Origin of the sequence: Serratia sp. YC16 (genome assembly GCF_009707615.1) — a bacterium.
Lineage (GTDB): Bacteria > Pseudomonadota > Gammaproteobacteria > Enterobacterales > Enterobacteriaceae > Serratia > Serratia surfactantfaciens.
Map to the genome: position 1 here is coordinate 540,381 of NZ_WLYN01000002.1, position 13,346 is coordinate 553,726.

At 56.9% G+C, this 13,346-nt stretch carries 11 protein-coding genes and 1 pseudogene; 4 read left to right on the forward strand and 8 right to left on the reverse strand.

All coding sequences use genetic code 11. The annotated features are described in order from the left end of the window. Positions 1-244 precede the first annotated feature (244 nt). Complete coding sequence (gene rmf / locus GKN89_RS09905; protein WP_004928150.1) at positions 245-415, forward strand: ribosome modulation factor; 171 nt, start codon at positions 245-247, stop codon at positions 413-415. A gap of 63 nt (positions 416-478) precedes the next feature. Here the strand turns inward: rmf and fabF are convergent. The 4 genes and pseudogenes from fabF to GKN89_RS09925 form a co-directional block, all read right to left on the reverse strand. After that, positions 479-1,755 (reverse strand): annotated as a pseudogene (fabF, locus tag GKN89_RS09910) (beta-ketoacyl-ACP synthase II). Then, positions 1,752-2,279: a helix-turn-helix domain-containing protein gene (locus GKN89_RS09915; RefSeq protein ID WP_154746882.1), complete on the reverse strand. Its 528-nt coding sequence runs from the start codon at positions 2,277-2,279 to the stop codon at positions 1,752-1,754. Before GKN89_RS09915 ends, fabF begins: the two are co-directional and overlap by 4 nt. Before the next feature lie 285 nt (positions 2,280-2,564). Further along, positions 2,565-3,083: a bifunctional 3-hydroxydecanoyl-ACP dehydratase/trans-2-decenoyl-ACP isomerase gene (gene fabA / locus GKN89_RS09920; protein WP_019454507.1), complete on the reverse strand. Its 519-nt coding sequence runs from the start codon at positions 3,081-3,083 to the stop codon at positions 2,565-2,567. A gap of 68 nt (positions 3,084-3,151) precedes the next feature. Continuing rightward, positions 3,152-4,900: a Lon protease family protein gene (locus tag GKN89_RS09925; protein ID WP_154746883.1), complete on the reverse strand. Its 1,749-nt coding sequence runs from the start codon at positions 4,898-4,900 to the stop codon at positions 3,152-3,154. A gap of 210 nt (positions 4,901-5,110) precedes the next feature. On the opposite strand from GKN89_RS09925, the gene matP reads away from it, so the two are divergent. Continuing rightward, complete coding sequence (gene matP, locus GKN89_RS09930; protein WP_019454505.1) at positions 5,111-5,569, forward strand: macrodomain Ter protein MatP; 459 nt, start codon at positions 5,111-5,113, stop codon at positions 5,567-5,569. Positions 5,570-5,675: 106 nt separating this feature from the next. On the opposite strand, the gene ompA is transcribed toward matP, so the two are convergent. Together ompA and sulA are read right to left on the reverse strand one after the other, a co-directional pair. Then, positions 5,676-6,755: a porin OmpA gene (gene ompA / locus GKN89_RS09935; protein WP_025159667.1), complete on the reverse strand. Its 1,080-nt coding sequence runs from the start codon at positions 6,753-6,755 to the stop codon at positions 5,676-5,678. Positions 6,756-7,112: 357 nt separating this feature from the next. Beyond that, a complete protein-coding gene (sulA, locus tag GKN89_RS09940; RefSeq protein ID WP_074054581.1) occupies positions 7,113-7,619 on the reverse strand; it encodes an SOS-induced cell division inhibitor SulA in 507 nt (168 codons plus the stop codon). 230 nt (positions 7,620-7,849) lie between these two features. On the opposite strand from sulA, the gene GKN89_RS09945 reads away from it, so the two are divergent. Beyond that, positions 7,850-8,506 (forward strand): TfoX/Sxy family DNA transformation protein, encoded by a 657-nt coding sequence (locus tag GKN89_RS09945; protein WP_025159666.1) that lies wholly within the window; start codon positions 7,850-7,852, stop codon positions 8,504-8,506. A 3-nt stretch (positions 8,507-8,509) separates the two neighbouring features. On the opposite strand, the gene yccS is transcribed toward GKN89_RS09945, so the two are convergent. Beyond that, positions 8,510-10,645 carry a YccS family putative transporter gene (gene yccS, locus GKN89_RS09950; protein WP_370520189.1) on the reverse strand — a complete coding sequence of 712 codons (2,136 nt, stop codon included), beginning with the start codon at positions 10,643-10,645 and terminating at the stop codon, positions 8,510-8,512. Positions 10,646-10,671: 26 nt separating this feature from the next. After that, positions 10,672-11,124 (reverse strand): YccF domain-containing protein, encoded by a 453-nt coding sequence (locus GKN89_RS09955; RefSeq protein ID WP_025159665.1) that lies wholly within the window; start codon positions 11,122-11,124, stop codon positions 10,672-10,674. A gap of 166 nt (positions 11,125-11,290) precedes the next feature. On the opposite strand from GKN89_RS09955, the gene helD reads away from it, so the two are divergent. Beyond that, positions 11,291-13,345 carry a DNA helicase IV gene (gene helD / locus GKN89_RS09960; RefSeq protein ID WP_154746884.1) on the forward strand — a complete coding sequence of 685 codons (2,055 nt, stop codon included), beginning with the start codon at positions 11,291-11,293 and terminating at the stop codon, positions 13,343-13,345. Position 13,346 lies beyond the last annotated feature (1 nt).

Genomic DNA, 13,346 nt, shown 5'->3' on the forward strand with positions numbered 1-13,346 from the left:
TCCCTGTCGGCGTGAAAAGTCTTTTTTTCTCATCGGCAGGGATTTTTATTTCATTTCAAACAGTTAAATCCTTTCCCTGCAGATCAGCCACTTAGCCTTTTCCGCGTGTGTAGCTCACAAATATGACATTGGCGTGAATTTTGCGCATTGATCTTCTGCTCTTTTAGCGCTATTGATTACTCGTGGCTGCGCAAAAAGCAGCCATTGTTTTCTTTCCACCAGACCAAAATGAGGGAAACGAGGCATGAAGAGACAGAAACGCGATCGTCTGGAAAGGGCGCATTCGAGAGGGTATCAGGCAGGTATTTTAGGGCGTTCCAGGGAACATTGTCCCTACCAATCATCAGTGGACGCCCGGTCTCAATGGCTGGGAGGTTGGCGAGAAGCCATGGAAGACAGGGCTGTGACCGCTTAAGCGGCTCCCTGTCAAATAAAAGGAATAACCTCCGCCCTTTGGCGGAGGTTTTTGTTTCAGCGTTTATTCATCCCGCCAGCGTTTCAGCAAAATACTCGCATTCACGCCGCCAAACCCGAAGCCGTTTGATAAGGCGTAGGTCATGTTCATCGACTCCGCCTGTTTCGCGACCAGGTGCAGGCCTGCCGCCGCCGGATCGGGGTTATCCAGATTCAGCGTCGCGGGGGCTATCTGATCGCGCAGGGCCAGGGCGGTAAAGATGGTTTCCAGCCCGCCAGCGGCGCCAAGCAGGTGCCCGGTCGCTGATTTTGTCGAGGTCACGGCGACAGTCCCGGCGCTGCCAAACAAATGCTTGATGGCGTTGATTTCGCCCAAATCGCCGACGGGGGTCGAGGTTGCGTGCGCGTTTAAGTGCTGAACTTCCTCGGGAGCGACGTTCGCTTGCTTCAACGCGATTTTCATCGCCCGATAGGCACCGTTGCCGTCTTCAGCGCCGGAGGTCATGTGGTAGGCATCGGCGCTGGTGCCATAACCGACGATTTCCGCGAGCGGCGTGGCGCCGCGCGCCAGCGCGTGTTCCAGCGTTTCAATCACCAGCATGCCGGCGCCTTCCCCCATGACAAACCCGTCCCGGGTGCTGTCGAAGGGCCGGGAGGCCTGGCGCGCCAATTCGGCCGGTGCAGTGGACATGGCGCGCGCGGCGGCGAAGCCGCCCAGGCTGACGGTATCTATCGCGGCCTCGGTACCGCCGCATAGTGCAATATCGGCTTCATCATTGCGGATCAGACGCACCGCATCGCCAATGGCCTGCACGCCGGCCGCGCAGGCGGTGACCGGGGCGCCAATCGGGCCTTTGAAGCGGTGCTTGATTGACACATGCCGGCCGCCAGGTTGACGAGGAAAGAGGGGATGGTGAACGGTGACAGGCGCTTGGCGCCTCGGCTGTCCGTGGTGCGTACCGCTTGGGCAATCGCCGGGAAACCGCCAATGCCCGAGGCAATGACGGTGGCGGTGCGCTCCTGTTTTTCCTCCGTATCGGCTATCCAGCCGGCCTGACGAATGGCTTCGTCGGCCGCCGCGATGGCAAACAGGATAAAGCGATCCATTTTCTTTTGGTCCTTGGGGGCGACGGCAGCGTCGGCGTTGAATCCCGCCTCGGCATCTTGCGCCAGCTCGGGAACCTGTCCTCCCACCTTGACCGGCAGCTCTGCCACGATCTCTTCAGGCAGAGGACGAATACCGGATTCTCCGTTTAACAAACGCTGCCAGATGGTCTCTACGCCGCACCCTAGCGGTGAAACGGCGCCCATGCCGGTAATGACGATACGACGATGGTTCATGATGTCTCCTTGGTCAATTCTGGGAAATTTTCGAGGCGCCGGCGCCGCATCAACTCGGCGCGCTGATGTATGCCGTCGCTGGCCGCCGGCCCTGGCGCCAACGTAATAAACCGTTGCGGCACCGGTTGCTGAGTGTCGTGATTGATCAACTGTACCTCGATCGGTTGATCGGAACGGCTGTCGATCAATTGGGCGCTGATGTCACCGTCGGTCAGATGGCGATTACCCCATTGCGAGAGGGCAGCCAGCACGGGGAGAAAATCGTTGCCGCGCTCGGTGAGCAGATACTGATAGCGCGCCGGCCGCGTTTGATAGAGTTCCTTATGCAGAATGCCGTGGGCGACCAAATCCTTCAGCCGTCGGGCCAGCAGAGTTGGCGACATCCCCAGGCTCTGCTGGAATTCGTCGAATCGGGAGAGCCCTTGAAAGGCGTCGCGCAGAATCAGGATGCTCCACCATTCTCCGACGAGATCCAATGAGCGCGCAACCGGGCAAGGCGCATCGCTAAAACGGGTTTTTTGCATTTGATTCCTTTATAAGTACATTTATTGTAGTTACTAGGTAGACATATTAGGCGATCTTGAAAGGCAAGCAAACAGCAGGAGGAAAAAAACCGTCAGGGCGATGATAAGGGGCGCGTTTGAGCCGCTGTTGATTTGGCCGCATCAGATAGGAATAGGGCAGAGATAGCGGAGTCAGGGGGTAAAGCAGGCCGTGAGAATTGGGATACTCAGACACTGAAGGCGAAAGTGATAATCCGCCGATTGGCTTGAAAAGAGAAGGCGGTGGCCGCCTTCTCTTCAGCGCGATTAGAACGCTGCGGTATCCTTGAACAGGCCCACTTTCAGATCGGTGGCGGTGTAGATTACTTCACCGTCAACCAGCACTTCACCATCGGCGACGCCCATGATTAACTTGCGGGTGATGACGCGCTTGAAATTAATGCGATAGGTCACTTTCTTCGCGGTTGGCAGCACCTGGCCGGTGAATTTGACTTCACCGACGCCCAGCGCGCGGCCTTTGCCTTCGCCGCCCAGCCAACCGAGGTAGAAGCCGACCAACTGCCACATCGCGTCCAGGCCCAGGCAGCCTGGCATGACCGGATCGCCGATAAAGTGGCAACCGAAGAACCATAGGTCCGGATTAATATCCAGTTCCGCTTCCACATAACCTTTGTTGTGAGTGCCGCCGTCTTCGGTCATCTTGACCACGCGGTCCATCATCAACATGTTACCTGCCGGCAACGGTGGGCCACCGGCGCCAAACAGCTCGCCACGGCCGGATGCTTCGAGGTCTTCTTTCGTATAGGAATCGCGTTTATCTACCATGTTCTCAGTAAGCCTTATTTTAATGAAGGACGCAGGTTAGCTAACACGTGTACGCTGAACAAGTCCGATCAGCCGTGGTTGAACCAGTTGAGCCAGCGCAGCGGCCACGGACGGCGGCGTTCCTGCAGGCTGACCTGCGCAATCCGTTCCTGAATGGCCGCCAACAGATTCGGCTGTTGTTCGTCAGAGTAGAGGCAACCCGTGAGCAAAGGCAAGGCTTCCGCCGCACTTTCGACTGCCCACAGATGGAACTGCCCCTCGCGCACCGCATCGACGATATCTTGACGCAGACACAGGTGGCGCACGTTGGTCACGGGCAATACGACGCCCTGTTTGCCCGTCAGACCGCGACGCAAACAAACCTCGAAGAAACCTTCGACCTTTTCGTTAACGCCGCCTATCGGCTGTACGTTGCCGAATTGGTCGACGGAGCCGGTGACGGCGATCTGTTGAGTGATCGGCTGCTGAGACAGGGCGCTGACCAATGCGCACAGCTCAGCCAGCGAGGCGCTGTCGCCGTCCACTTCACCGTAAGATTGTTCAAAGACGATCGAGGCGGAGAAGGGCAGTTGCTGATCCAGATCCAGTTCGGCGATCAGGAACGCCTGCATGATCATCATGCCTTTCGCGTGCAGGTTGCCGCCCAGTTCGGCTTTGCGCTCGACGTCAGTAAACTCGCCGTCGCCGAGGTGTACAACGCAGCTGATGCGCGACGGTTCGCCGAAGCTGCGCGGATGACCGGGATAATCCAGAACTGACAGCCCGTTGATCTGTCCGACGACTTCACCCTCGGTCTCAATCAGGATCTGGCCCAGTTCGATCTCATCCTGCATACGCTCGGCCAGATAGCTTTCACGCCATTCGCGGGCATTCAACGCCGCTTCAAACGCTTTGGCGGTAATGCGATCCTCTTCGGCATACAGAGCGGCTTCGGACAGCTGCTGACCAAGCCAAACCGGCGAGAGCGGCAGGATGCCCTGGTCGCCACTGTAACGCACCGCCTGGACGATCAGCGGCGACCAGGCGTCGGCCGCCAGCATCGGCAATTGCCGCTCGGCGATCACGCCGTTGACGTAGCCGCACCACTGCGCCATATCATCAACTTCGGTCAGCTGCAGGTCGTCTTCATATTCACCGTAGACCGCTTGTTCACTCAGCTCCGGCTCGATATCGTGGAAATCGGCCAGGCCGTGGCGGTCGCCGACGACGATCAGACGCAGATCCAGCGGCATTGGCGGAATGGCTACCGGCAGCGGGCGGGTTTCGTCGGGTGAAACCCAATGGAACTGGCGCTGGCCGATCATTTGCTTCAGCCGCAGCCATAGCAACGGCTGGGCCAGCAGCGCCCGGGCCGACAGGATCAGAATGCCGCCGTTGGCCTGGTGCACCAGGCCTGGCTGCAGGGTGATGTCACCATTGTGGATCCGCACGCAGCCAAACAGCTGCTCGGGTTCAATCCAATCCTGGAACACGCAAGCGCCGCCGGCGGCGAAAGGTTCATCGCCACGGCTGGCCGGTGCTACGCTGACCTGACCATCCTGAATGACATAGTGGCTGCCGCGGCATGCGGTATTTTTCGTCAGCAGCGGCTTGACGGCGTTAGCGATCAGCTCCAGGTACTCGCGCGTTTCTTGCGCTTTCAACAGCATAAAGCGCGGCGGCGATTGGGGGTGGCAAAATAGCGTCAGGGCATTTTCCAGCCGAGGCTGAATGGCGGAAAAGGGCACGGGTGCCAACTGAGCGGCGGTATCAAATATCGCCTGATAAGGCGTTACGTCCGGCAATAAAGATTGCCATTCAAGTCGGTTATTGGTCAAAGTGTTAGATGCAATCGTTAAAAAGGGAAAGGGCGATTATACAAGAATAACGGCGGCTTGATACATGCGGAGTGCCAGTTGGCGTCAGGGAGTTTGACATCGCGCGATGACTGTGCAAAAAACAGTCTAAAAGACGGCTTAATTGCCGGGGAAATTCGGCGCAAAGCTGTTATGCTTAGTTGAAGTTACGCGGTCACTGAAGAGCTCAAGATGAAATATCAGCAACTGGAAAATCTGGAGAGCGGTTGGAAATGGAAGTACCTGGTGAAGAAGCACCGGGAAGGGGAACTCATTACCCGCTACATTGAAAACAGCGCTGCTCAGGAAGCGGTTAACGAGCTGCTGAAGCTGGAAAATGAGCCGGTAAAGGTACTTGCATGGATTGCCGCCCATATGAATCCGGAACTGGATAACCGGATGAAGCAAACGATCCGCGCCCGCCGCAAACGTCATTTTAACGCAGAACACCAGCATACGCGTAAAAAATCTATCGATTTGGAGTTTTTGGTTTGGCAACGCCTGGCTGCTTTAGCACGCCGCCGCGGCGTTACGCTGTCGGAAACCGTGGTGCAGCTTATCGAGGATGCTGAACGCAAAGAGAAGTATGCGAACCAGATGTCGTCGTTGAAAGAAGACCTGAAGGCGATTCTCGGCAAAGAGCCCAAGTAAACGGGGCTGAGGGAGAGCCTTCGGTTGCGTATGGCTTTGAATGCTCGGATAAATTCAAGACGAAAAAAAACCCCGCAATGCGGGGTTTTTTACTAAGCGAGTAAACTTAGCCCTGAGGCTGAGTTACAACGTCTTTGATACCTTTAACTTCGATCTCTACGCGACGATCTGGTGCCAGGCAGTCGATCTGAGCTTTGGTAGCGCGGCCAGCTTTGTAGCCACAGGTGTTGCCTGTAACTGGATCAGCTTTGCCCATGCCACGTGCAGAGATTTTGTCTGACGGGATGCCTTTGGAGACCAGGTAGTCAACAACGCTTTGTGCGCGTTTTTCAGACAGTTTCTGGTTGTACTGAGCAGAACCAACGGCGTCGGTGTAACCCAGAACAACTACGGAACCGTCTTTAGGATCCATGGAGCTCAGCTGGGTGTACAGCTGATCCAGAGCCTGCTGACCTTGTGGCTTCAGAGTTGCTTTGTTGAAGTTGAACAGCACGTCAGACTTCAGAGTGAAACGCTTGGTTTCAACAACTGGAGCCGGAGCTGGAGCTGGAGCAACTGGAGCAACTACGTCATCCTGACCGAAGCGGTAAGAAACGCCCAGGCTCAGCATGGTGTTGTCTGGACGTGCGCCAACGGTACCTGCGTCACCGATGTTGCTTACGAACTGGTAGTCCAGGCGGGTAGCCCAGTTTTTGGTCAGTGCGTATTCAACACCAACAGCAGCCAGCGGAGAAACGCCGGTGTCGTGGTCGCTCAGGCGAGTGCCGTTGCCGTAGTTAGCTTTGGAGTCTGCGCGCCATACCATACCACCCAGACGAGTGTAGATGTCCAGATCGTCAGCAATTGGGTAGCTCAGTTTAGCGGCCAGTTGAACGCCCTGCGCTTTGAAAGCACCGTTGTTCACGCTGCCTTTGTAGGGCATGCGGCCGAGCCAGTCATAGCCCAGTTCGAAGCCCAGGTATTGGTTTGCCTGGTAGCCCAGGAACGCGCCTGCACCCAGCTGATCTTTGTGGGTTGGGCCGTTACCGATACCGTTCTGGTAACCGTTACCGTAGAAACCAGTGTCGTGGTACTGGGACCAGCCCAGTTTAGCACCGGTGTACCAGGTGTTATCTTTTGGAGCGGCTTGCGCTACGGTAGCGAAACCTGCCAGTGCCACTGCTAATGCGATAGCTGTCTTTTTCATTTTGCGCCTCGTTATCATCCAAATAGGCAATGAGCTTTAAAGCTGTTTTAAGCCCTTGGTTAAATTCCTTCGCCAAGGTTTAAGCCCTCGTTTGTTACTCGCCAGTTTTTCTGGCGTTATAGAGCAACCTTGGCGATGTAAAGTCTACAACGTGGCGCGAAAGTTACAAGTGTGATGTGATAAGGCTCTAAAAAAAAACGCGGAATCGTACATATTTGCTAACATTCTTCGCCTAAAAAAACGGCGATTCACCAGGCGTTTTTTCGTGCCAAACCGCAGCCGGACTAGCTTTCTGCCTGACCCCGCAAAGGTTCCCTTCACGGGGTGCGAAAATGATGGGAAAAATCCTAAATTTACTTAATGATACAAAGAAGAGTGAATTTTTAGGGTGGAACAGTGTCCGTGAGTCGGGCCAATGTCACGTTGAGGACGCATGATAAACCCGTAGGCATTACCCAATTCTGCCGCACGTCTTAATTTTAGACGATCCTCCTCCGTTAGCTCGGGCAACCAGCCGAGAACCACGCTGTAATTTCCCGTTTGCAGCGCTTTTTCCATCGCCTCAACCGTATTTACCGGGCTGATTTGGCTTAACTGCACCATTTTATCCACCGGCAGGCCGGATTGCTGCAGCCATTGCTTGCTTAATTTTTGCTGCGGCGTCAGCCATAAAAGCCAGCGAGACTGCTTGCCCAATTGCTGCAACAAGGGCAACAACAATTGAGCCACGGCGGGCTGGCGTTCGTTGTAAACAAGTTCACTGATCAAGCCATTCTCTTTGCCGACATCCGTGTTCTTCGCAACGTTGCGCGCTGTAAAAGCGCCTTGGCCGAAATGAGGTTGGTAGAGTGATTGAGTACGCATTGAGTTCCCGCCCGTCGTGTTACTGTATGTTTATACAGTATCCCTGATTTAGGATAAGATCAACCCAAATTTTCGTAGCGGCTCGCATAATTACGAACATTTTTTATACCGGGGTTTGTTTGGGATTGGCAGGCAGACGGATAGTGCGTATTTTTCTAATTAGTTGTTCACGTTACTTTTTTCATTGATGAGAGAAATATTACGACCAGAACCTAAATCGGAGAAACGCTATGAAAAGGATGTCGACGAGTAGAATCGCGCAGGCTAAAAATTGCTTTGCGGCGCTGGGGGCCATCACCACGCGATCGCAGTTTGGCGGCTACGGCCTGCTGGCTGAAGGGGTCATGTTCGCCGTGATCGCAGAAGGCGAGCTGTATTTGCGAGCAACGGCGAGCATGGAGCCGGTGTTTCGCGCACGGGGAATGGTCAACATGGTCTATTCCAAGCGGGGCGTGCCGATCACACTGCGTTATTACTGGGTCGACGAGTCGCTGTGGCGCGAGTGCAACGAGCTGGTCGGGCTGGCTTGGCAGGCGGTCAGAGAGGCGCGCCGGGAGCAAAGGCTCAAGGCCGGCGATCACGGCAGGTTGAAGGCGCTGCCGAATATTGACGTCAATATGGAGCGTCTGCTGTGGCGAGCGGGCATTCGCAACGCCTATGATCTCCGATTGCAAGGCGCCAAGCGCAGCTATCTGCGTTTACTGCAACAGCAGACCAATCTGGGGCTGCGAGTCTTGCTGTCGCTGGGGGGCGCGATAGCCGGCTATCACCAGGCGGCGTTGCCGGCCGAATTGCGTAACGAGCTGGTGCGCTGGTTCGAACATACGATGGCGATGCGCCGTCACGGACATGAACCGGTGATTCAGGGCCCGTCGATCAGGCCCTGAACATTAGGTTGCCTTATTAATTTGGGCGTGCAGCGCGGTGAGCTCCGGCAGAAGTTCGAGCATCAGCCCCACCTGCTGCAGGACCAACTGTTCTTTGCTTTCCGGCTCCGGAACGGCTTTGCGAATGCGCTCAGCCAGCTGCTCCAACGCCTGCGCAACCCGCTGGCTGTTCTGCTCTTCCTGATGCAAGGCACCATCCACGTAACACACAGCGTCATTGAGCAGATCGAGCGTGGCGGGGGTACCCAGCCGCTCGCGATGCGCCCCCAATGCCGAGATATAGCTCAGAAGAGTGTGGTTCAGGCAGAGCAGGCGGAAGGCCGCCTCCTGCAGGGCCTTGTCGGCTTTGGGATCGGCGGACATGTTAGAGATGACCGAAGCCAATTCGGCGTCGCTGTTGTGGGCGTCCCGCCGCGCAATGCGGTAGGCGAGGCCGTTATCCTTACCCTGATGATATTGCACCAGAATGGCGTCCAGATAGCGGCAGTTGGCATTCAGCGTTTTATCCACCACCACCGGCAACTGGCGGAATTTCCAGTCCGGCCAGATAAAGCTGACCGCCGCCCAGGCGATGGCGCAGCCCAGCAACGTGTCGTAAACGCGCGGGGCAGCCACTTCGAACCCTTCGCCCAACAGGTTAAAGCACAATAATACCAGCAGCGTGATAAACATGGTGGCATGGGCATATTGCACGGTGCGGAAAGCGAAGAACAGAACGCCGGTGATAACGATCAACACCAGCTGCCCTTCCACTGAAGGTACGAAATAGAGGATTGGCAAACCGATCAGTATGCCGGCCAGGGTGCCGATGATGCGCAGCGCCAGGCGCCGGCGGGTGGCGTTATAGTTCGGCTGGCAGACGAACAGGCTGGTCAACAGGATCCAGTAGCCGTGCTGCATGCCGGTGAATTGAATGAAGGCGTAGCCTACGCACAGCACTGCCGACATGCGGATGGCGTGACGGAACAGGGCCGATTGGGGCGTCAAATGGCGGCTGATGCGCAGGCGGATGTCGCTCCAGCCGGTTAAGCGGTCGTCGGCCAGGCTGTTCTCTTCCGCCTGCCCGCTGGCCAATGTCTGCTCTGATTCGATATTGGCCAACTGCGCATCGATCGCATGCAGGTTTTTCAGCAGATGCGCCAACGCCTTGGCTTGCTCGGCATTGCCCTGGGTTTCGGCGATGCGCGTCAAGGCCTCCTGAATGCGGTTGAACGCCGGCTCAAAACGCGGGTTGTGCTGGTACTTTTGCCGTAGCAGGATGGATTGCGCCAGCTGGCGACAGGCGCGCGCCTGCATGCTCAGCAACCGCTGGAAGCGGAACAGAATGTCGCTGTGTCGGAATTGTCGGCTGAGCGCATGATACTGAACGTGGGAAGAGCTGGCGCGTTCGTGGATATCTTGGGCGACAAAATAGTAGTGCAAGGTGCGGCGAGTGCCGCGCTGGCCGCGATCGCCTTTCAGGCGCGTCAACAGCGAGGCTTTGGTTTGGTTGAGCAATGCAACCAAGGCGCTGTTGGCCATCGCGACATCCATCCACGGCAGGTCGGCGTCGCGCTCGGCATCGGGATCGAACAGGTTGGCTTTGGCGTCCAGATAGTTGGCCAATTGATCGTAGCAGCGCGCCAGGTTCTCTTGCAGCGGCCGGATAGGAAACAACAGGTGGCCTGCCAGCGTCAGCAGGTTATACCACAGTGCGCCGATCACCAGCAGCAGCGGCTGTTGATACCAGGCATCGTACATGGCGGTGCCGAGCATGGTGTAAACCGCGATCAGCAGCGCGCCGAAGGCGATGGTGGCGTAACGTTGCCCCAGGGCGCCAAGAAGAATAAAACCGCAGGTCGACGTGGTTAAGCCCAGGGCGAATAGCCAGGGATAGGGGAACAGCAGCTCGATCGAGGCGGAGGCGATAAAGAAACATACCAGGGTGATCAGCAGATTGCGCAGCCGGCCGGCCAGGCGATCGTCCAAATCAGTCAGGGCCGCCGCCACCACGCCCAGCGTGAGCGGGATGGTCAGCTTGGGAATGCCCAGCCACCAGGGAACGGCGGTGGTGCCGGTCAGCGCAATAAGGATGCGCAGGTGGTACAGCAGGTTGCTGTTGTAGGTATATCGACGAACTGCGGGTGCAAAAGAGAGCACGAAAAACTCCTCAAACGGAGAAAAAATTAACGCTGTTGATATTGGCGGCGAGCATTCTCAATACGGGCTTGCTGAGCCATTTCTACCGAGACGACGCGGCGTCCCACCGGCCACAGTGCGATGGCGGCAATTTTGAAGTTGGCGATGCCGACCGGAATGCCGATGATCGAAATGCACTGCACGATACCGGCGGCGATGTGCGACAGGCACAGCCACCAGCCGAACAGCACCAGCCAGATAATGTTGAGCAGCGAACCGCCGGCGGAAAGCAGCGTATTGCTTTTCTCCGGGTACAGTTCATCGACGTGTATCGCTTCGTTGCCGAACGGCACCAGTGACAGCTTGGTGATTTCCCAGCAGGAGCGGGTAAGCGGCAATGTGATGACCAGCAGCACGCTGAACACCGTGGCGATGAGCCAGCCGAACGTGGTGACGAAACCGCCCAACACAAAATTAAGAATATTCAGTACAGTACGCATAGACGTCATTCTGCTCTAATGATGGCCAAACCGCGATGCGGGCGTATTCACGATAAAAACGCAAAATCTATTCTACCCTTTTTTTAGCGCTAGAGTGCCACTGCTTATCGCAGGTAAACTGGCAGATATCCGTTATTTAATCTCAACATAGTCATGGCGCGACGATATGGAACTTAAAGCGACATCGCTGGGGAAACACCTGGCTCAGCACCCTTATAACCGCGTGCGGTTGCTGCACGCCGGTGTTGAGGTGAGCGGGGAAAAACATGAATACCTGATCCCCTTCAATCAATTGATTCAGGTCAGGTGCAAGCGCGGCATCGTCTGGGGCGAGCTGGAATTTGAGCTGCCGGACGAAAAAGTGGTGCGGCTGCACGGCACCGAATGGCAGGAAACGCAGCGTTTTTATCACTATCTGCAGCAGGCGTGGCAGCAGTGGAGCGCCGAAATGAGCGAGATCAGCGCCGGCGTGCTGCAACAGCAGGTGGCGCTGATCCAGCGCATCGAGCAACAAGATAAGTGGTTCAAAAAGTCTGAGTTGGGCAAGCTGCAGCAGCAAATTCGCGAGGCTTTCTCCGCGCTGCCGATGCCGGTGGCGCGCCTGGAGGCGTTCGATAACTGCCGCGCCGACTATCAGCTGTGTCTGCAATGGCTGCAGCAAGGGCAGCGCAGCGTCGACCAACGCAACCGGCAATGGACCGAGCGCATGCTGGAGCAGCACCATGACTTCTTCCAGACCGTCGAGAGTTCGCCGCTCAATGACTCTCAGAGCCGTGCGGTGGTCAATGGCGAGGATTCCGTGCTGGTGCTGGCCGGTGCCGGCAGCGGCAAAACGTCAGTGCTGGTGGCGCGCGCCGGCTGGCTGTTGCGTCGTCAGGAGGCGGAGCCGGGCCAAATTTTGCTGTTGGCGTTCGGCCGTCAGGCCGCCGGTGAAATGAACGACCGTATTAAAGAACGCCTGGGTGATGTCGGCATTCAGGCCAAAACCTTTCATGCATTGGCGCTGCAAATCATTCAGCAGGGCAGTCGTAAAGCACCTGCCATCAGCCGCTTGGAAACCGACGCCAAAGCGCGCAAAGAGCTGCTGATTGCCCACTGGCGTCAGCAGTGTGCGGAGAAGAAAGCCCAGGCCAAGGGGTGGCGTCAATGGTTGACTGAAGAGCTGGAATGGGACGTGCCGGAAGGCGACTTCTGGCAGGATAAACGCCTGGCGGATCGGCTGGCGGGCCGGCTGGAGCGCTGGCTGGGGCTGATGCGCACGCACGGCGGCAGCCAGGCGGAAATGATTGAGCAGGCGAATGAAGAGATTCGCGATCTGTTCTCGAAACGTATCCGGCTGATGGCACCGCTGCTTAAGGCCTGGAAAAGCGCCTTGAAAGAGGAGGGGGCGGTGGATTTCTCCGGCCTTATCCATCAGGCGGTCAATATTCTTGACAAGGGGCGCTTCGTCAGCCCGTGGAAACACATTCTGGTCGATGAATTTCAGGATATCTCGCCGCAGCGCGCGCTGTTGCTGGCAGCGCTGCGCCGGCAGAACAAACAGACCTGCCTGTTTGCGGTGGGCGATGATTGGCAGGCGATTTATCGCTTCAGCGGCGCAGAATTGACGTTAACCACAGCGTTCGCCACGAACTTCGGCGAAGGGGCGCAGTGCGCGCTGGATACCACTTATCGTTTCAATGAGCGGATCGGCGAGGTGGCTAACCGGTTCGTGCAGCAGAATCCGCATCAGCTGAAAAAACCGCTCAACAGCCTGAGCAAGGGCAATAAAAAGTCGGTGGCGATCTTGCCGCACGAGCAGTTGGAGCCCTTGTTGGACAAGCTGAGCGGTTATGCCAAGCCGGATGAGCGTATCCTGGTGTTGGCGCGTTATCACCATCTGAAACCGGAAGCGCTGGCGAAAGCGGCCACCCGCTGGCCCAAGCTGGATTTGGAGTTTATGACCATCCACGCCAGCAAGGGGCAACAGGCGGAATACGTCATCATCGCCGGTTTGCATGACGGGCGTGACGGCTTCCCTGCCGTGGCGCGTGAGTCGGTGTTGGAAGAGGTGCTGCTGCCGCAGCCGGAGGACTTCCCGGATGCTGAAGAGCGCCGCCTGCTGTATGTCGCATTGACTCGCGCCAAACATCAGGTTTGGCTGTTACAGGATCCTGAGCGTCCTTCGGTGTTCGTTGAACACCTGCGGGAGCTTGGCGTCCCGGCGCAGAAAAAGCCTTAAG